The organism is Ectopseudomonas alcaliphila (assembly GCF_900101755.1).
In the GTDB taxonomy this organism is placed as follows: Bacteria; Pseudomonadota; Gammaproteobacteria; order Pseudomonadales; family Pseudomonadaceae; genus Aquipseudomonas; species Aquipseudomonas alcaliphila.
This window is the reverse complement of record NZ_FNAE01000001.1, coordinates 909,966-928,356: the sequence shown is the minus strand read 5'-3', so window position 1 is coordinate 928,356 and position 18,391 is coordinate 909,966. Positions and strand designations below refer to the sequence as shown.

The following is an 18,391-nucleotide window of genomic DNA, read 5'->3' as shown; positions in this document are numbered from 1 at the left end:
AGTCTTTCCATGCGTGCTGTCATACCTCGTCGCTGGCTGATCCTGCTGGCCGTCATGCTGGCCTTTCTGCCGGTGGTCATCGACATGACCATCCTGCATATCGCCGTGCCCTCGCTGACACTGGCGCTCGGCGCCTCGGCCACCGAGGTGCTGTGGATCATCGACATCTACCCGCTGCTGATGGCGGGCCTGCTGGTGCCCATGGGCACCCTGGCCGACCGGGTGGGCAACAGGCGTATTCTGCTGGCCGGCCTCAGCGTGTTCGGGGTGGCGTCGACGCTGGCGGCGTTCGCGCCCACGCCGGCGCTGCTGATCGCCGCGCGGATACTGCTGGCCCTCGGTGGGTCGATGATCATGCCCTGCGTGCTGGGCATCATCCGCCGGACCTTCGAGGATGAGCGCGAGCGGGCCATGGCGCTCGGCTTGTGGGGCACCGTTGGCGCTGCAGGCGCGGCGGTCGGTCCGCTGGTGGGCGGTGCGCTGCTGGAGCATTTCTGGTGGGGCTCGGTGTTCCTGATCAACGTGCCGGTGATGGCGGTGGTGATTCCGGTCGCCTTCGTGCTGTTGCCACGCGTCGAGGAAACCACGCCCGGCAAGTGGGCCATCGGTCAGGCGCTGATCCTGATTGCCGGCATCATCAGCGTGGTTTACGCCATCAAGGCCGGCGTCGGCGGCACCCAGCCGCTGCCGGTTACCCTGCTGGTGCTGATCGTGGGCCTGGCGTTGCTGTCCCTGTTCGCCCGCCAGCAGCTGCGCGCGACCGAGCCGATGCTCGATCTGTCTCTGTTCGGCCGGCCGGTACTGCTGGCCGCACTGATCATGGCGGTGGTGGCCATCGGCGCCCTGGCCGGTGTGGAGCTGACCTTGGCGATGGAGCTGCAGTACGTGCTCGACAAGTCGCCGCTGCAGGCCGGCATCTTCATGATTCCCATCATGGCGGCGGCGGCAGTCGGCGGGCCGCTGGCCGGCTACCTGTCCAATCGCTTCGGCCTGCGCGCGGTGGCCAGCCTGTCGCTGCTGGTTTCCGCCGGTGCCCTGGGCTTCGTGGCGTTCGCCGATCTGCATGAGCCGGGCGTGAGTGTGCCGGTGATGCTCGCCGTGCTGGGGCTGGCGCTGAGCATCGGCCTGACGGCTTCATCCATTGCCATCATGGGCGCGGTGGAGGCCAGCAAGGGCGGGGCCGCGGGCGCTCTGGAGGCCACCGCCTACGAGCTGGGCACGGGGTTGGGGATCACCTTTTTCGGCGTGTTCATGTCCAGCGTGTACGGCCACACCATCGCCTTGCCGGCACAGTTGGCGGCGCCGCTGGCGGAGCGGGTGATGCGCTCGATTGGTGACAGCTACCTGGTCGCTGCCGAGTTGCCGGCCGAGCAGGGCAGTGCGCTGATCGACGCGGCCAAGGCGGCGTTCTCCAGCACCCACTCGGTGCTGCTGTGCACCGCGGCCGTGGTGGTCGGCGTGTTGGCCATCGTGGTGTTCAGGTTGTTCAAGGGGCAGCGTGGGCAGAGCGCCCACTGAGAAACGGGCCGCCATGGCGGCGGCCCGGGTGTGCTACCAGCGATAGCTCACCGTACTCACCACCTGGCGTTCGTCACCGTAGTGACAGGTGGAGAACCCGCACTGCGTGTAGCGCTTGTCGGTCAGGTTGCTGGCGTTGACGGTCAGGTCCCAGTGGTCATCGATCTGGTAGCGCGCCATGGCGTCGAACAGGGTATAGGCTGGCATGGCCGACTCCATAAGTGAGGCCTGCGTTGTACCCATGTAGCGAACGCCGAGGCCCACGGTCAGTTGCGGCATGCCCCAGTTGACGAGGTCGTAGCTGCTCCACAGGGCGGCCTGGTGGTAGGGCGTATCATCGGTACGCTGATCTACTTCGGTGGCAATCGCGCTCTTGGTGGTGCGTGCATCGGTATAGGTATAGGAGGCGATCACGCTGAGTGCTTGGGTGACATCCGCCCTGGCTTCCAGCTCCAGACCGCGCGAGCGAACCTCGCCAGTTTGTCTCGGATCGTCATTGCTATCCAACGTCAGCACGTTGGTTTGGGTCAGCTCATAGATGGCGGCACTGAGTAGCAGGTTGCTGTCCTTGGGCTGATAGCGCACGCCCACTTCGTATTGCTTGCCTTCGGTGGGGGCGAAGCTTTGGCCAGTCACTTCTGCAACAGAAACAGGGAAGAACGACTCGCTATAGCTGATATAGGGGGCCAGGCCATTGTCCGCCAGGTAGACGAGCCCCGCGCGGTAGGTGGTGGCTTCGTCACTCTGGCTGGCCTTGGCATCATTGCTATGCGCCGTTTGCTGCTGGTCGGCCCAGTCATGACGGCCACCCAGCACCAGAATCCACTTGTCGTTGAACTTGATCTGATCCTGGAAATAGACGCCCTTTTGCAGCGTGTCGAGCTGTGAGCCGCGATCCTGGCTGCGATCCTTGTTCACCACTACCGGTTGCCCATAGTTGTAGTGGGTCAGATCCAGGCTGGGGGCATTGCCACGGAAGTTATGTGAGTCGTAGGAGGTGTCGTAGCCATCGAAACCGACCAGCATGGTGTGCTCGACGTTGCCGAGCTGCCATTTCGATTCGATATTGGTATCGCTGGCCCATGTCCGCGCACGTTCGTGGCGATCACTGTAGCGGCGCAACAGTGTGCCGGTATTTGCGGAGAAGTTAATGGCTGCGGGAGACGGTTGAATTTGCAGATAGCTCCACTTCACGTCGGTTTCGTAATAACGCAGCTTATGGTTGAGCGTGAAGTTTTCGGTGAAGTGGTGTTGAAATTCGTAGCCCAGAGTCGACATCTCGCCATTCATGTCGTCGTAGTCCGGCTCGCCGATGAAATCGTGGCGACCGATCTTGAAAGCGCCGTCACCCACACCTTTGACCAACTGATAGGGCAGGGGCGCGGGGAAACGCGTATCGGTCTTCTGGTAGAAGGACAGCAGGGTCAGCGAGGTGTCTTCGTTGGGGCGCCAGGTCAGTGCCGGGGCGATGTAGAACCTGTCGTCGTTGATATGATCCTGCTGGGTGTCGCTGTTGCGGCTGAGCAGGGTCAGGCGATAGCTCAGGGTGTCGCTGCCGGCCAGCGGGCCGCTGAAGTCAGCAGAGAGTTGCTTGCGGTCATGGGAACCCACGTGCAGGTTCAGCTCATGGAAGGGCGTTTCGGTCGGGCGCTTGCTGACGCCATTGATCATGCCGCCGGGCGAGAGCTGGCCGTAGAGCACCGAGGCAGCGCCGCGAATGACCTCGACGCGCTCCAGGCCATAAGGTTCCTGAATGCCATCGTAGGAGTTGTTCTGCAGGCGCAGGCCGTCACGCAGCGAGCCGCCGGTGGCGGATTCGACCTCGAAGCCGCGGATGCGGAAGCGGTCCGCGGTGCGGTTGAAATTGGTCGGGCTGCTGGTGAGCCCTGGCGTGTAGCTCAGCGCCTGGGACAAGGTTTCCGCCTGGCGGTCGCGAATCTCATCGTTCGTCACCACCGAAATGGACTGCGGCGTCTCGGTGATCGGCGTATCGGTCTTGGTAGCGCTCATGTTGCGCTTGGCCACGTAGCCAGCCACATATTCGTTGGGGTGTTCCTCGTTGGCACCGATCACGGTCGTCGCGCTCAGCTCCAGGCTATCGCTCTGGCGAACCAGGACATAACCGTTACTCCCCATGCGGGCTGAATAGCCGCTGCCTCGCAGCAGGGTGGCGAAGCCTGAATCGATATCGTACTGACCGTGCAAGCCCGCGCTTTGCAGATCAGCTAGGCGTTGTGGCTCGAATGCCAGGGGCACACCGGCTTGTTGCGCGAAACGGTTCAGTACATCGGCCAGGGGGCCGGCTGGGATGTCGTAGTGGGTTTGCGCTTGCTCGGCTGCGTGAGCGGGCGCAGGCATGGCGACAACGCTGCCCAAAAGGCCTGCGAAGGTCAGGTGAACGGCCAGGGCCAGGGGCGTGACAGCGTAGCCAAAGGGCGCGGCGAAGGTGCGCATGATCGATAGAGTCCCGTGTTTTTTGGTGTCTATCGTCCTTGACGGGGCAGGCGCGAAAACCGGAACCCCGGTCGTGCGATTTTTTGTGTTTTGGCGGTTCAGGGAGCGCGGCTGACCACTCTCAGCCATGGGGTGAACTCGCGAATCTGCAACGGCAGCGCTTCGGCGAGCAGGTTCAGTGCACGGTTGCTGTCGTCCAGTGGCAGCACCGCAGATACGCGCAGGTCGGCCAGTGCTTCGCGGTCGAACTGAAGATGCCCCGGGAACTGCCTGGCCAGTTGATCGAGCACCTCGGGCAAAGGTTGATCCCTGACCACCAGTTGATGGTGGCGCCAGGCGTCCTCGACGCTGCGGGTATCTACTGTCGTCGTCAGTTGCACGTCGTGACGGGTAATGCGCGCCTGCTCGCCAGCGCTGACCTCCACAGTAGCTGGCGCGTCCATGGCGCTGGCCGCTACGCGCGATTCGAGCATGGTCACCAGCGTGATGCCATCTGCATGAGTGACCACGAAGCGGGTGCCCAGCGCACGGATCTCACCCTGTTCGGTCTCCACGATGAAGGGCCTGGTCGAGTCATGGGCGACGTCGACCAGCACTTCGCCGCGCAGCAGGCGAATGCGTCGCTGCTGGCTGTCGTACTGCAGATCGAGAGCACTGTTGCCGTTGAGGGTCACCCGCGAATGATCCGGCAGCTCATGCTCCAGCCATTGAGCGGGCTGAGTGCGCAGGTCGGCCAGCAGATAGCTGGGCAACTCGTTGCGCCAGAGCGCCCAGGCCGGTAGCAGCGCCAACAGCACAATGGCGATGGCCGCGCCTTTGCTGCGGTAGTTGCGCTTGCGGCTGGTGAAGGCAGCATCCAGCGCCGCATGCACCGAGGCCTTTTGCGGACGCAATGCCGCCATCTGCCCGATAAAGGCCTGAAGCCGCTCGGCCGCTGCAGCATGGCGAGCGTCGCTGCGTTTCCAGGTTTCGAATTCGGCGAGAAGCTGCTCGTCGGCGCCGGGCTCACTGAGCCGGATCAACCAATTGGCGGCTTGCTCGTTGATCGAATCGAGGCTGCTCATTCTGTCTCTCAGACCTCCAGCGCATTGCCGCACTGCAACAGCGCCTGCATCAGATGCTTGCGCACCATGCGCTCGGAGATACCCATCTGCAGGGCGATGTCGACCTGGCGTTGGCCGTCGAGGAAGTAGAGCAGGAAGGCCTGTCGCTGTTTTGCGCTGAGCTCTTCCAGCACGAACGCGATCTGCTCCAGGGCTTCGAGTGTGGTGAGAATCTGCTCGGGCGACTGGTAACCCGAAAGGCTTTCGACGGTCAGCGCCAGTTCACGCAAGTAGGCGTCTTCGATCTGTTTGCGGCGTGACTGGTCGATCACCAGACGGCGCGCTGTAGTCGTCAGAAACGCGCGCGGCTCGCGAATGCCGGCGACTACCTCGCGCGAGGAAAGGATGCGGGCAAAGGTGTCCTGCGCCAGATCGGCGGCGTTATGAGAGCAGCCAAGCTTGCGCCGTAACCAGGCGAACAGCCAACCGTGATGGTTGCTGTACAGCTCATGGATCGTTTGCTGGAAGGGAGGCTCGGCCGCAGACATGCGCAAACTCGCAATGGAGGAGTCAATACTCAAGTTCAATTGAGAATTGTTCGCATGATATCGATTTGCCGGTGTGAGCCGCAAGCGGCGCTGACAGCACATGCACCTTTGCCGTTTATCCTCTCAGTGCGACAGGTTGATTCAGAGACGGCGTTTGGCGGGCTTTTGAGCGAATCGAAGATATCGATACATGCCTGTGTCAGGTATTTCGGTAGGATCGCTCCTGAGTTCAGAGATGGAGATTGGAATGCACTCATCCGAGCGCCTGAAGGGGATCGATGTCTTTGTTGCTGTCGCTGATTTTGGCAGCTTTACCGCCGCTGCCGAGCGCCTCAATCTCACCAGTTCTGCCGTCAGTAAAAGCGTGGCGCGGCTGGAAGATCGCCTGCGAACGCGGCTTTTCAATCGCACTACGCGGACACTGGCCCTTACCGATGCCGGCGTGCTGTTCTACAAGACGTGCACATCGGTTCTATCCGAGCTGGAGGAAGTCGAGCATGCGCTAATCAGCCAGGAAAACGAGCCTCACGGCAAAGTTCGGATAGACCTCCCGGCTTCCTACGGTCGTCTCCATGTGCTGCCGTTGATCATGGATTTTGTCCGCCTGTACCCCATGCTCCAGCCACATATCTCGTTCACTGATCGGTTCATCGATCCTGTCTACGAGAACATCGACATCGTCGTACGCATCGGTGGCTCGGATACCTGGCCGGCCAATCTTGATCATGAGTATTTTGGCGCACAGCGCCTGATCTTCTGTGCCTCGCCTGATTACGTGCGGCGCTGTGGCTACCCGGAGAACCCGCGTGACCTGGATAACCACCAGTGCATCGGCTACGTGCAGAGCGATGGCTTGGTCAGCCCCTGGTTCTTCAGGGGCGCGCGTCCGGGAGAGATGGAGCGCCGAACGGTACAAACGCGAATTGCCGTGGGGGACGGTGAGGGGGAGGTGGCGGCGGTGCTCGCAGGGCACGGTATCGGGCAGCTACCGACCTGGCTTACGCAGCGCCACATCGAGCAGGGAACGCTCGTCGAAGTGCTACCAGACCTGGCTACGGATGGTTTGCCCATGCATTTGATCTGGCTGAAAAGTCGCGAGAATGTACCCAAGGTCAGAGCCCTGCTGGACTACCTGCGCCATCGGCTTACGCCGCATGGCACTTGAACCGAGGCCAATCACGCAGAGCACTGATTACGCCGAACCATGCTCCGCATTGACCAGAGCCTACGCCGTCAGGTCGCGGGAGCCTGCCGCCGCCGGGGCGCCAACTTATGTACCAGCGGCACCAACATCAGAGCCAGAACGGCGATAGCCGCAGCCGCATAGCCAAGGTACTCGATGCCCAGATTGGCAATGGTCATGCCGCCGACAATGGCGCCAATACCGATGCCGGCATTCGCCGCCGATACGTTGGTGGTGCCGGCCAGTGCCTTGGAATGGGAGGCCGAACTCATGACCCGGACCTGGCTGACCGGATAAAGAGCGGTATTGGCAATGCCCCACAAGCCCAGCGCAGCACAGAAGATCAGGCCCGTATGCGCGAACGGAACAACTGTAGTCATGCCGATCGCCAGCAGGAGCAGAAAGAGCGCGCTGGCCTTGATCGGGGATACATCAAGCGCCTTGCCGCCAATCCAGTTGCCGATCAGGCCGACTGCGCCGAATGCCATCAGCCACCATCCGACATTTTCCGGATGCACTCCCGCCACGCGCTCCAGGATGTCGGCGAGGTAGGTGTAGGCGGTGAACATGGCGCTGAACACGACGATGGAAAGCAGCACATTCGAAAGGAAATAGGGTTCCTTGAAAATCTTCGCTTGCTGCAGAAAATCCACCTTGGCGGTGCGGGAAACGGTGGGCATGAATGTCAGGATTGCCAGCGCCATGATCATCGATAAGCCGGCCAGCAGCCAGAATGCGCCCCTCCAGCCAAGCGCATTCGACACCAGGGTGCCCAGCGGAATGCCGAGCAGCATCGCAGCAGAGATACCCAGATAAACGTTCGCGATCGCCTGGCCCGCTCTTTCGGGCCCGGCAAGTTGCCCGGCGGTTTCACTGGCAGTACCCCAGAAAACGGGCAGCGCCAGCGCGGGCACTATGCGCGCGACGGCGAGAAGCCAGAAGCTGTTTGATACCGCCGCAAGTGCGTTCGATGCAGCGAAAATCAGCAAAATGGCTACGAACAGCTTCTTCCTATCAAGATGAGAAAGCACTGCTGTCAGCGGGGGGCCGAAAATCATCACCGTGAAGGCAAAAAGAGTTATCAGTTGGCCCGCCATGGAGATGGAAATGTCCAAGTCTCGGGCAAGGGCAGGCAGCAGGCCGACGATCAGAAATTCAGTGGTAACGATGAGGAAGGCGGAAAACGCCAGTATGGCGACGCTAAGGACGGCATCTCGTTGCGAGACGACTGATTCATACACAGACATGGGCGGAGCTCCGATAAGAACGGCCGCGAGTCTATTGATTATTCCTGTTCTTATTTTTGGTATTAATTCATTGAATTAATGAATTGAATTCTTTAGTTGCTTGAGCGCAGTTGAGCGTTGACCAGAACGACGATCCGCCTACCAGCCTGGCCATGACCATGCGCACATGGAGCCGGATCATCTGCAGGATGCGGTACGCTTTGGCCCGCTCTCGTCTCTATGATTCAGATATTCCATTGATGGAATATTCCTTTGGGGTTATATTTTCGCCATGACTTGGGATATTGAATACACCGACGAGTTCGGTGAGTGGTGGGAAAGCTTGTCTGCTGAGGAACAGGAGTCCGTTGCGGTGTCAGTCCAGCTCTTGGGGGAGCGAGGCCCGTCACTTGGCTTTCCACACAGCAGCGGAATCAACGGCTCTCGTCACAGCCACATGCGGGAGCTGAGAACGCAGCACGAAGGCCGACCATACAGAACCCTGTATGCATTCGATCCCAGGCGTTCGGCTATTTTGCTGATCGGTGGCGACAAGACTGGTGATGGTCGTTGGTATGACATCAACGTTCCGCTGTCTGATCGACTGTATGACGAACATCTGGAACAGCTTCGAAAGGAGGGCTTGATAGATGGCTAAGAAATTTGCAGAGCTGCGCGCAAAAATGGCGCCTGAGGCTCAGGCCAGGGTAGAGGCCAAAGCCCAGGAGCTGCTTGCAGAGATGCCGCTTAATGAGCTGCGTCAGGCTCGTGGGTTGTCACAGAAGGTGCTGGCTGAGGTGCTGCATGTACAGCAACCATCCATTGCCAAGATGGAAAAGCGTACTGACATGTACATTTCCACTTTGCGTAGCCACATCGAAGCCATGGGTGGTCAGTTGGATGTCATTGCCCGGTTTCCCGATGGTTCAGTGAAGATCAGTAATTTTTCAGACATCGAGAGCGATCTTCTCCAGCAGGCCTAACGCTTCGACACCCAAAGAAAAACCCCTGACTTTCTCTAGGAAAATCAGGGGTTTATTTGGTGGAGCCGGGGGGATTTGAACCCCCGTCCGCCAGTTCTCCACTGTCGGTACTACATGCTTAGCCGTGTCTATTGAGTTAACCCTCAGCCGCCCGACGGGCAGGGTGCATTGGGCGAGTTGTGTAAGTTTTAGCCACTTCGTCCACAACGTACTACGCGGCGATCCTGTTCTGCATGACAATCACTTCAGGTTTACAGGCATCCCCTAGTGATCGCTGGAGCCGAAGCTACCAGAAGGACTAGTCGCGCCGCTTACGCAGCGAGAGCGTAGCCCTCGTAGTTTTCGTCATTGGCAACTATAGAAAGTTGCAACAGTTGATTTACGACTTCTGTTACCAAGTCGGCATGCACCTCGAGCTTCGCTACCGGCGTCGAATCCTAATCGGCCCCAAAACTTTTCGGTTACAGATAGGACGCTGAGTGTACGGCAAAGGTTCCTCAGCGTCGACTGCGGATTCCATCGCGGGAAGCTATGATGGCGCCTCGCATCTGCCCGCGCCCTCTGCAAAGGAGCCGTAATGCCGAGTTCTAGCCGCTACCCTCTACGTCAGTGGATCTGGCGAGCGTTCGTGCAAAGCGCGCTGATCCCGTTGATTCTGGTGGAATCGGTGCTGATCGCGGTGTATCTGCTGAGCAATCAGGCGATTCGCGACGCGCAGATTGGCCATCTGCAGGAGGCCGCGGTCAAGGATCTGGCCAGCGCCGCGTTGCGCGAAGCGCAGATCATCGACGGGCGGCTGCGTTCTATCGAGTCGCTGGTGCAGGTCTATCGCGATGGCGCTCACAAAGCACTGCTCGATACCCGTTTCCAGGCAGACGAACTCGAGCACCAACGCCATGCGATCACTGACAGTGGCGTGTTCTATACCCGCAGCGATGACGGGCGTGCGGCATCCTTCTATGCCAACAGCACGCCACTTGCTCAGCAGGATCACGCCAAGGTCATGCGTCTGTCGCAACTCGATCCGCTGATGCGTTCGATCCAGCAGGCAAGCCCTCTGGTAGCGGCGCTGTATTTCAATACCTGGGACAGCTACAACCGCATCTACCCCTGGTTCGATACGCCTGCGCAGTATCCCCACGACATGGTGATACCCGATTACAACTTCTATTACCTCGCCGACGCCAAGCACAACCCCGAACGCAAGGTGATGTGGACCGAGGTTTACCTCGACCCGGCTGGCTTGGGCTGGATGATGTCGGCCATTGCCCCGGTGTATCGCGATGACTTTCTCGAAGGCGTGGTGGGTCTGGATGTGACCGTCGGCCAAGTGCTGGGGGAGATTGCTGAACTCAACGTGCCCTGGCAGGGATACGCGATGCTGGTCAGCCACGACCACAACATCATGGCGTTGCCGAAGGCCGGGGAGATGGATTTCGGCCTGCGCGAGCTGACGCAGTACTCCTACGAAGAGGCCGTGCGCCGTGAGGTACTCAAGCCCGAGGACTTCAACCTGGCCAAGCGTGCGGGCATGGCGCCGTTGCTGCAGGCGATGAACGACGGCAACGGCAACGTGCAGGAAGTGATGCTCGGCGGCCGCGAGCAACTGGTGGCCTGGAGCGAAATTCCGCAAACCGGCTGGCGCTTGCTGCTGGTGGTGGATGAGGAACAGATTTTCCATGACACCAATCAGTTGGCCGAGCGCTACATGCAGATCGGCTACCTGCTGATTGCCGGCCTGGTGGCGTTCTATCTGTTGTTCTTCGCCTTGATGTGGCTGCGCTCGCGCAACCTGAGCAAGCAGTTGGCCGAGCCCATCGATGGCATCGTCGACATGGCTGCCAGCCTGGGGCAGGGCAAATATTTGCCAGCGGTGCCGGACAGCCATATTGCCGAGGTCAGCCGCCTGGCCGATGCCGTACAGCAGGCCGGCAAACAGCTCAAGGCCAGCGAGCATGAGCGGCAGGAGGCGCAAAGCATTCTGCAACTGGTACTGGATAGCACCACCGAAAGCCTCTGGCAGATCGATACCACTGATCTGACCATCGATCTCAGCGAGCGCTTCGTACGGCGTTTCGGCCTGGGTGCGAGTCACTTGACGCTGAGCGAGTTCAACCAGCGTGTGCACCCCGATGATCTGGAGCGGCTGCGTCACCTGCGCAAGCTATTCGCTGACAGTGGTGAGGAGTATTTCGACGCCGAATATCGCTATCTCGATTGCCACGGCGATTACCTCTGGCTGCTCAGCCGTGGCAAGGTCCTAGCGCGTGACGAGAGCGGCTGGCCGCTGCGTATTGCCGGTACGCACGTTGACATCACCCGGCTCAAACAGGTGCAGGAAGAGCTGCGTCACGCCAGCCTCGAAGCGCTTGCGGCCAGTCAGGCCAAGAGCCGCTTTCTATCGAGCATGAGTCACGAGCTACGCACGCCGCTCAATGCTATCCATGGCTTCGCCCAGTTGATCGAGATGGAGGCGCAGGACAAGCACGACGCCAAACTGGAGACCGATTACTCGCGTGAAATCGTCACCGCCAGTCGCCATCTCACTTCGTTGGTCGACGACATTCTCGACTTGTCGAGTATCGAGAGTCGGCGCCAGCAGTTGCAGTTCCAGGCGATCGAAATCGGCGCGTTGCTCAGCGGTTGTGCGGAGCTGGTGCAGCCCGAAGTGCAGCAGAAACAGCTGCAACTGCAGGTGATGGAGGCGGCTGATCCGCCCTTGTTCGTGCAGGGTGACCCGCGCCGGGTACGGCAGATATTGCTCAACCTGCTTTCCAACGCCATCAAGTACAACAGCCCGCGCGGCATGATTCGCATGGGTTACGAGGTGCGTACCGATTGTGTGCGGTTGTGGGTTGACGACACTGGGCCTGGCCTTTCCAGCGAACAGCAGGCGCAGCTGTTCCAGCCGTTTCAGCGTCTCGGCCGGGAGAGCTCGAATATTCCCGGTACCGGCATCGGGCTGGTGCTTTGCCGCGAGCTGGCCACGCTGATGGAAGGCGAAATCGGTGTGCGTAGCGAGCCTGGTGTAGGTAGTCGTTTCTGGCTCGACATACCCAGTGCGGCCAGCCCCGAGGGTCAGGGCGACGGGATTGCCGAGGTGCCGGCGCCAGCAGCGCAAAGTCTGGTGCAGGTGCTGTGCGTGGAGGATCACCCGGCTTGCATGAAGATCCTGCAGGCATCGTTGCGTGAGTTTGCCGAGGTTCGGGGCGTGAGTTCCTGCCAGCGGGCATTGGCCGAATTGCACGACAGCGAGCCGGCCCTGGTGCTGCTGGATATCGACCTGCCTGACGGCAACGGGCTGGAGGTGCTCGACGCCATGCGCGCCGAGCCGCGGTTACGTGATGTGCCGGTGATGGTGATCAGTGCGGTGGCCGACGCACGTTTGTTCGAGGATGCCAAAGCACGCGGCGCTTCGGCCTGCCTGAGCAAACCGGTGGATCTGCAGGAGGTGCGTCAGGTCGCGCTGGGCTTGCTGTACAGTGGCTATTGAGCGAGCCCAGCGGGATTCATTCGCTGGCGGCCAGCAGGTCGAGGGCTTCGCCCAGCACCTTGACCGACTCGGCATGATCGCCGGCCTTGTGCAGAGCTTCGCCTTCGGCGCGCAGCTCCTGCACCTTGGCCAGCACCTCGGGGTCGGCGGGCGGATCGCTTTGCAGCAGCGCGTCGATCTTGGCCATGTCCTGCGGACAATGCATGGCCCACAGCGGCAGGCTGATCAGGGTTGCGGCGAGAAACATGAGCGTGCGACGCATGGCGACTCTCCTGAAACGGGTTAGGGGAATCTCAGTATAGGAGAGCTCAGAGCCATCGGCGCCTGACGGGTTTCAGCGACGCCGAAGTTCCACCTGCAGGACGCGTTCATTGGTTTGGGTGCAGGTAATGGCTACATCCAGGAAGTGCTGGATCACCTGCATGTTGCTATCCAGATGCTCGCTCATGTGCGTTGTGCTGAAGCTGCCGCCTCCGGCCATGGCCAGTGGCAGCAGCAACTGATCGGCCAGGTGCTCGGCCACGGCTGCGCCGCTGTGCAGCCACTGCCGCGCCTGCTCCACAGCCTGATCCGCGACCTGCTCGGCACGCACGCTGCTCTGGCCGATGCTGCTGAATACCTCGGTAACGTGCTCGCAGGCGATTTCCAGCAGCAACACGTTGCCCGGGCCGATCTGCTTGTCCAGCCAGATGCCTTTCAGTGCCTGTTCCGGCCACTTCATGCGCTTGCCGACACGTGCCAGCTCGCGCTCGGCCACATGGCCTGGTACATCCGCCACTATGGCAGTGGCCAGCTGATTATGAGCGACGCCAGGTGCCTTCAGGTGCAGAGGGCTTAGCATCGACGGCACGACCTGCAGCTCGATTGCACCGCCACCGGCCGGTGCGAAGCCGTGTCGCAGCAGTTCGATCTCCACCTGCGCGCCCATGCGCCGGAGCAGCGGCAGCCAGGCCCGTTCGAGAAACTCGAAGGGCGGCGCCAATGGGTTATGCGTGCCGCCGCTGATGCGTACCCGGCTGGGCTGGTCGGCTTGCAGCAGGGCGGGCAACAGTGTCTGCATCACCAGGCTGCAGCTACCTGCGGTGCCGATGGCGAAGTCATAGTCGCCGCCCTGGATCGCGCCCGGCGCGAAACTCAGGCTCTGCGAGCCGAGCTGCGCGCCTTCCACGCGGGCCGAGCTGATCTGCGCGGCCGCCGTTACAGCCGTGAGATGCTGACGCAGCAGGCCTGGGCGGCTGCGCTTGGCGCGGATGTTGTGAATACGAAACGGCTTGCCGGTGATCATCGACAGGCTCAGCGCGCTGCGCAGTATCTGGCCGCCGCCGATGGCGCCGTCCAGCTCGATAAGGTCCTTGTTCATCTGTTAATCCTTGGTGATCGTTTCCACGCTATGCGTACGGTGGATATTGGATCGGTAGCCTGGGTTGAGTTAGCGACACTATGGGTCATCCCCGGAGGGCGCTTCGCTCGAGCCAGGCTACGAGCTGTACTTGGCTCAGGCGTAGCGTTTCACCGTCTCGCGCAGGTAGGCGTCGAGCAGACCGCTGTCTGCGCGAGTGCGCGGCAGACTCGGCACTGGCTGCTGCAGTTGCGTTGCGATGAACGCATGCAGGGCGGGGCGACGCGGGCCATAGGCGGACTCGTCGGCGCTGCGCTTGAGGGCCAGCAGTTCGTCCACCTCAGCCAGCAGCGCTGGGTCTTCCACCGTCTGCAGTAGCTCGGCGAAGGTCATCGGCGGCCGGCCACGGCCCTGGTCGATCCACAGCACAGCGAGCAGCGGGCGCAGCACGTAGAAGTACTTCTTCAAGCGCACCGTCTCGTCCTGCAGATAGCCGCGAAAGTTCTTCTTCGCCATCGACAGGTAATGATTGCGCGCTGCCGGCGGGCTATAGAAGTGCTCGGCCAGCTCGCGCAGGCGCGCCGTTGTCTCGTCTTCCTGGCGATACACCAGCGGCGAGTCGAGCCACTCCAGCAGCGTCGGGTTGGATTTGCGCAGCAGGCCCAGGGTCTTGCGCAGTTCCCAGCCGCTGACATCCAGTTCGTCGTCCAGTGGTCGTTCGATCACGTCACGCGGCGCGTCGACCTGGATGAACCAGTCGGGCTTCTCCACATAGACGAAGCGCACGTCGTAATCGCTGTCCGGCGAGGCGAAGCCCCAGGCGCGGCTGCCCGATTCGCAGGCATACAGCACCTTGACGTTGCGCTCGCGCTCGAGCCGCTCGAGTTCTTCCAACACCCGCGCGCGCATGGCGTCGCTGAGCGGGTGGTTTTCCATCACGTTCATTTCCTTCATTCCTTGCATAGGCCGCTAGCGGCGGCCTTCCTATCCTTTCACGCACACCACCTGACGCAGGGTATGCACTACTTCCACCAGCTCACGCTGGGCATCCATTACCTGATCGATGTCCTTGTAGGCCATCGGTATTTCGTCGATCACGTCGGCGTCCTTGCGGCATTCCACATGAGCCGTGGCGCGGATCTGATCTTCGATGGTGAAGACCTTCTTCGCCTTGGTCCGGCTCATGGTTCGCCCGGCGCCGTGGCTGCAGGAGCAGAATGCCTCCTCGTTACCCAGGCCGCGCACGATGTAGCTCTTGGCGCCCATGGACCCGGGGATGATGCCCAGTTCGCCCTTTTTCGCCGACACCGCGCCTTTACGGGTTACCAGCACTTCTTCACCGAAGTGACGTTCCTTCTGCACGTAGTTGTGGTGGCAGTTCACCGCCTCCAGCGCCACCTCGAACGGCTTGGCGATCACGCCTCGTGCTGCCGCGATCACTGCGTGCATCATCAGTGCGCGGTTCTGCTTGGCGAAGTCCTGCGCCCAGCCCACGGCTTCGACGTAGTCATCGAAGTGCTGGCTGCCTTCTTCGAAGTAGGCCAGGTCACGGTCCGGCAGGTTGGCGATGTGCTGGCGCATATCGGCCTGGGCCAGTTCGATGAACAGGTTGCCGATGGCGTTACCTACACCGCGCGAACCGCTGTGCAGCATGAACCAGACGCGGCCCGCTTCATCCAGGCAGACTTCGATGAAATGATTGCCGGTACCCAGGGTTCCCAGGTGCTTGCGGTTGTTGGTTTTCTCCAGGCGCGGGTACTTGTCGGTGATGGCCTTGAAGCGCTCGCTCAGTGCCGACCAGGCGTGGTCGGCCATATCGGGCACGTTCTCCCAGGCACCCCGGTCGCGGCCGGCGCGCGTGTTGCTGCGCCCGTGCGGTACGGCTTTCTCGATGGCGGCGCGCAGCCCGGCCAGGTTATCCGGCAGGTCGTGCGCCATCAGCGAAGTGCGCGCGGCGATCATGCCGCAACCGATATCCACCCCGACCGCAGCCGGGATGATGGCGCCGACCGTGGGGATCACGCTGCCGATGGTCGAGCCCTTACCCAGGTGCACGTCTGGCATCACGGCCAGGTGCTTGAAGATGAAGGGCATCTTCGCGGTGTTCATCAATTGCTGCTTGGCGTCTTCTTCAACCGGGACGCCTTGCGTCCACAGTTTGATCGGCTTGCCATTGGCGACTTCCAGCAGGTTGTAGGTCTTGGTTTGCATCATCACTCACTCGTAATCGGGCTGGCCGGACCAGCGTGTTTGCAGTGCGGCGACAATCGTTGGTGAAACATGCGCGTCGCTCTATCCAGTTGAGCTACCCGTTGCCGGGGCGGGATTTGAACCCGCAACCTTCACGTCCTGTAGTTCCACCGGCATTCGCCGGGTCAATAAAAATGGTGGAGGCGGGCCTCCGTGCAGCGACGAGGTGATGGGCACATTTGCTCTACCGACTGAGCTACAGCCTTGCGGCTGACGGGGCTCGAACCCGCGACACAATGTAGTACCCAAGGCATTCGCTGCCTGAAAAAGATGCGACGACAAAGAGTGGTGAAACATATTTTCGTGTTCTGCCATTGAACTACGGCCCCCCAGTGATGGAGCCGACGGGATTCGAACCCGCATCTCGACCGTGGAAGGGTGTAGTTCCACCGGCATTCGTCGCAAAACCGTGAATCAGGTGGCACGACAAGATAAGTGACTGTTCCGTGTTGCCACGGGCCGGTATCGAAACCGGCATAACCGATGTACAGCCACTGGCATTCGTGCCTTCGCTCGTAGTCGACAAGAGATGAAGGGACGCCTTCAGATGTAGTCCCAGCAGCATTCGAATACGCTCGAATCGTTGATCTGTGCGCCCGGCCCCAATTGGTCGGGCGCGTTCTCATATCTCCATCTGCTCGATGGCGTCGACCCAGTGGCCGGCGCCGAAGGTGCCGCTGGCGAACTGTGCCACCACGTCGAACACCGCGTCGCTGAAGCCGCCGACATTCAGGATGTCCGCACGATCCGGCGCCTGGGTGGTGCCATGGGGTTGCAGGTCGATGCAGATCAGCCGCGCTTGCGGGTTGAGCTGCTTGATTCGCTCCCACTGCCGCAGCGTCTCGGTGGCGCCATGGCGGCGGGCGTCGATCCAGGATTCGTTGTCGGAAACCAGAATCAGCGTATCCACTTTCGCCTTGGCATCGGCCAACTGCTTCAGCGGGGCGGAGCAACTGGTGCCGCCGCCGCAGATCGCCGCCAGCCTCGAAGCGTTGCTCATCACGCTGTCACGCGGGTTCAGCGCCACCTTCACCACCTTGTTCTCGAACGGCAGCAACTGGGCTTGCGGCTGCTTGCGCAGGATCGCCGCGGCCACCAGTGCTGCCACGTCGATGCAGCGCACCGCCGTGGTCGCGCCCTGGCGGTAGCCGGTCACCGGGCTCGACATCGAGCCGGACACATCCGGGCATACCACCACCTGGCCGCTCAGCGCCGGTACATTGCTCAGCGACAGCTCCAGAGCATCCTGCAGCGCCTCGCGCACCGTCGTTGGCACGCCGTCGCCGGTCATGCGGTACGCCGCCAGCAACTGGTACGGGTAGACCCGCGCCTTGCCGATTGCCTCGCCATTGGCCAGACGCCGCGCCACCATTTCGGCACAGCCCTCGACCGCAAATGCGCCATGGCGCACCAGGGTATTGAGGTTCATGCGCAGCGCCTGCCAACCCATGCGACCAGCCAGTTCGGCCCATTGCTCCGCGCTCAGCGTCTCGTTGCCGAGCAGCTGGAACGGCACGTCCGGCAACTCGCTGCTCGCGCCGCTGCGAAACGCCAGCAGGGCGCGGGTCAGCGGCGGCAGGGCAGCAGCATCGGTCGGCTTGCCGATCAACCAGGCGAAGAAAGCTTCACGCCAGGCTTCGCTCGGCTTGGGGTGAACCATCTTCACCACGTCAGCCAGCGACGGCTGGTTGCCGACTGCGGCCTGCAGCAGTTGGCGTTCACTGGCGGTGTTCAGCCAGTTCTGCACCAGACGCTTGGGCTGCGAACCGAGCGACTTGCGTCCGGTCACGCCGCTACGCAGGATCTGCACGAAGGTGCGCAGCATCTTGCCGTTATCCACCACCTGCTCGAACAAGGCCTGCACCAGGCTCGAGCGTTGTGCGGCCAGGGCCGCCAGCAGCAGGGCCGGCATGTCCTTCATGTGGCCCTTCTTACGGGCATAGAGCGCGGCCTTGGCCACATAGCGGGCGTCCAGCTCGCCGACCAGCTTGAGCACTTCGGCCAACTGGGTTTGCGCATCGGCGTAGAAGGTCTGGTTCAGGCAACCGGTGACCGCCAACTGGGCCAGCTTGTGCTTGGGCTTGTAGGCATAAGCCGGCGCCTGCTGGTTGTTCAGCGTGTCGCTGGCCGGCAGCTGGGCTTGGCGGGTGTTGAACAGGTTGAAGTTGGCCATCTTGGCGTCTCGCTGTGTTGTCCGTTGTTGCCAGGACTATTGCAGCGGCTGTGCCAGGTTTATCTTTCAAGTTTCTATTTTTATTTAAGTTATTGATTTGAAAGTTTTTTATTTTTGTTCGATATGTTTTTTGCTGGATCTTGAGCTGGTCGGTTTCAGCTATCTAATATCTATATGGATA

At 61.2% G+C, this 18,391-nt stretch carries 14 protein-coding genes and 1 other RNA gene; 5 read left to right on the top strand and 10 right to left on the bottom strand.

Features of this window, described 5'->3' with window-relative positions; translation table 11 throughout:
• The first annotated feature begins 9 nt into the window (after window positions 1-9).
• A complete protein-coding gene (locus BLR77_RS04475) occupies window positions 10-1,518 on the top strand; it encodes an MFS transporter (RefSeq protein WP_074675652.1) in 1,509 nt (502 codons plus the stop codon).
• 33 nt (window positions 1,519-1,551) lie between these two features.
• On the opposite strand, the gene BLR77_RS04470 is transcribed toward BLR77_RS04475, so the two are convergent.
• From BLR77_RS04470 to BLR77_RS04460, 3 genes are all read right to left on the bottom strand, one after another.
• Complete coding sequence (locus BLR77_RS04470; RefSeq protein WP_074675651.1) at window positions 1,552-3,972, bottom strand: TonB-dependent siderophore receptor; 2,421 nt, start codon at window positions 3,970-3,972, stop codon at window positions 1,552-1,554.
• 98 nt (window positions 3,973-4,070) lie between these two features.
• Window positions 4,071-5,036, bottom strand: a complete 966-nt coding sequence (locus tag BLR77_RS04465) for a FecR family protein (RefSeq protein ID WP_074675650.1) — start codon at window positions 5,034-5,036, stop codon at window positions 4,071-4,073.
• Between the two features lie 8 nt (window positions 5,037-5,044).
• The gene (locus tag BLR77_RS04460; RefSeq protein WP_074675649.1) at window positions 5,045-5,563 is read right to left on the bottom strand and encodes a sigma-70 family RNA polymerase sigma factor; all 519 of its coding nucleotides are present in this window, start codon (window positions 5,561-5,563) and stop codon (window positions 5,045-5,047) included.
• Window positions 5,564-5,810: 247 nt separating this feature from the next.
• Here BLR77_RS04460 and BLR77_RS04455 point away from each other — a divergent pair, with 247 nt between their 5' ends.
• Window positions 5,811-6,728 (top strand): LysR family transcriptional regulator, encoded by a 918-nt coding sequence (locus BLR77_RS04455; protein WP_074675648.1) that lies wholly within the window; start codon window positions 5,811-5,813, stop codon window positions 6,726-6,728.
• A 68-nt stretch (window positions 6,729-6,796) separates the two neighbouring features.
• Here the strand turns inward: BLR77_RS04455 and BLR77_RS04450 are convergent, their stop codons facing one another.
• Window positions 6,797-7,993, bottom strand: coding sequence for an MFS transporter (locus BLR77_RS04450; RefSeq protein ID WP_074675647.1), 1,197 nt, complete (start codon window positions 7,991-7,993; stop codon window positions 6,797-6,799).
• Window positions 7,994-8,264: 271 nt separating this feature from the next.
• Here BLR77_RS04450 and BLR77_RS04445 point away from each other — a divergent pair, with 271 nt between their 5' ends.
• Window positions 8,265-8,630, top strand: coding sequence for a type II toxin-antitoxin system RelE/ParE family toxin (locus tag BLR77_RS04445; RefSeq protein WP_074675646.1), 366 nt, complete (start codon window positions 8,265-8,267; stop codon window positions 8,628-8,630).
• Window positions 8,623-8,955, top strand: a complete 333-nt coding sequence (locus tag BLR77_RS04440; protein WP_074675645.1) for an XRE family transcriptional regulator — start codon at window positions 8,623-8,625, stop codon at window positions 8,953-8,955. Before BLR77_RS04445 ends, BLR77_RS04440 begins: the two co-directional genes overlap by 8 nt.
• A gap of 57 nt (window positions 8,956-9,012) precedes the next feature.
• Here the strand turns inward: BLR77_RS04440 and ssrA are convergent.
• Window positions 9,013-9,404: a transfer-messenger RNA gene (ssrA, locus tag BLR77_RS04435) on the bottom strand.
• A gap of 128 nt (window positions 9,405-9,532) precedes the next feature.
• On the opposite strand from ssrA, the gene BLR77_RS04430 reads away from it, so the two are divergent.
• Window positions 9,533-12,448 (top strand): hybrid sensor histidine kinase/response regulator, encoded by a 2,916-nt coding sequence (locus BLR77_RS04430; RefSeq protein WP_074675644.1) that lies wholly within the window; start codon window positions 9,533-9,535, stop codon window positions 12,446-12,448.
• 16 nt (window positions 12,449-12,464) lie between these two features.
• Here BLR77_RS04430 and BLR77_RS04425 read toward each other — a convergent pair whose 3' ends face one another.
• The 5 genes from BLR77_RS04425 to BLR77_RS04405 form a co-directional block, all read right to left on the bottom strand.
• Window positions 12,465-12,710, bottom strand: a complete 246-nt coding sequence (locus BLR77_RS04425; protein ID WP_004423350.1) for a hypothetical protein — start codon at window positions 12,708-12,710, stop codon at window positions 12,465-12,467.
• A 72-nt stretch (window positions 12,711-12,782) separates the two neighbouring features.
• Entirely contained in the window at window positions 12,783-13,808 is a 1,026-nt protein-coding gene (gene rtcA, locus BLR77_RS04420; protein ID WP_074675643.1) for an RNA 3'-terminal phosphate cyclase, read from the bottom strand.
• A 135-nt stretch (window positions 13,809-13,943) separates the two neighbouring features.
• Window positions 13,944-14,732, bottom strand: coding sequence for a nucleotidyltransferase domain-containing protein (locus BLR77_RS04415; protein WP_074675642.1), 789 nt, complete (start codon window positions 14,730-14,732; stop codon window positions 13,944-13,946).
• Between the two features lie 39 nt (window positions 14,733-14,771).
• Window positions 14,772-15,998, bottom strand: a complete 1,227-nt coding sequence (locus BLR77_RS04410) for an RtcB family protein (protein WP_074676772.1) — start codon at window positions 15,996-15,998, stop codon at window positions 14,772-14,774.
• A 661-nt stretch (window positions 15,999-16,659) separates the two neighbouring features.
• The gene (locus BLR77_RS04405; protein ID WP_074675641.1) at window positions 16,660-18,210 is read right to left on the bottom strand and encodes a vWA domain-containing protein; all 1,551 of its coding nucleotides are present in this window, start codon (window positions 18,208-18,210) and stop codon (window positions 16,660-16,662) included.
• Window positions 18,211-18,391: the final 181 nt, after the last annotated feature.

Excerpts from the sequence above, each read along its gene's own strand:
- BLR77_RS04475 (WP_074675652.1), top strand. The coding sequence starts at position 10 with ATGCGTGCTGTCATACCTCGTCGCTGGCTGATCCTGCTGGCCGTCATG.
- BLR77_RS04470 (WP_074675651.1), bottom strand. The coding sequence starts at position 3,972 with ATGCGCACCTTCGCCGCGCCCTTTGGCTACGCTGTCACGCCCCTGGCC.
- BLR77_RS04465 (WP_074675650.1), bottom strand. The coding sequence starts at position 5,036 with ATGAGCAGCCTCGATTCGATCAACGAGCAAGCCGCCAATTGGTTGATC.
- BLR77_RS04460 (WP_074675649.1), bottom strand. The coding sequence starts at position 5,563 with ATGTCTGCGGCCGAGCCTCCCTTCCAGCAAACGATCCATGAGCTGTAC.
- BLR77_RS04455 (WP_074675648.1), top strand. The coding sequence starts at position 5,811 with ATGCACTCATCCGAGCGCCTGAAGGGGATCGATGTCTTTGTTGCTGTC.
- BLR77_RS04450 (WP_074675647.1), bottom strand. The coding sequence starts at position 7,993 with ATGTCTGTGTATGAATCAGTCGTCTCGCAACGAGATGCCGTCCTTAGC.
- BLR77_RS04445 (WP_074675646.1), top strand. The coding sequence starts at position 8,265 with ATGACTTGGGATATTGAATACACCGACGAGTTCGGTGAGTGGTGGGAA.
- BLR77_RS04440 (WP_074675645.1), top strand. The coding sequence starts at position 8,623 with ATGGCTAAGAAATTTGCAGAGCTGCGCGCAAAAATGGCGCCTGAGGCT.
- BLR77_RS04430 (WP_074675644.1), top strand. The coding sequence starts at position 9,533 with ATGCCGAGTTCTAGCCGCTACCCTCTACGTCAGTGGATCTGGCGAGCG.
- BLR77_RS04425 (WP_004423350.1), bottom strand. The coding sequence starts at position 12,710 with ATGCGTCGCACGCTCATGTTTCTCGCCGCAACCCTGATCAGCCTGCCG.
- rtcA (WP_074675643.1), bottom strand. The coding sequence starts at position 13,808 with ATGAACAAGGACCTTATCGAGCTGGACGGCGCCATCGGCGGCGGCCAG.
- BLR77_RS04415 (WP_074675642.1), bottom strand. The coding sequence starts at position 14,732 with ATGAACGTGATGGAAAACCACCCGCTCAGCGACGCCATGCGCGCGCGG.
- BLR77_RS04410 (WP_074676772.1), bottom strand. The coding sequence starts at position 15,998 with ATGCAAACCAAGACCTACAACCTGCTGGAAGTCGCCAATGGCAAGCCG.
- BLR77_RS04405 (WP_074675641.1), bottom strand. The coding sequence starts at position 18,210 with ATGGCCAACTTCAACCTGTTCAACACCCGCCAAGCCCAGCTGCCGGCC.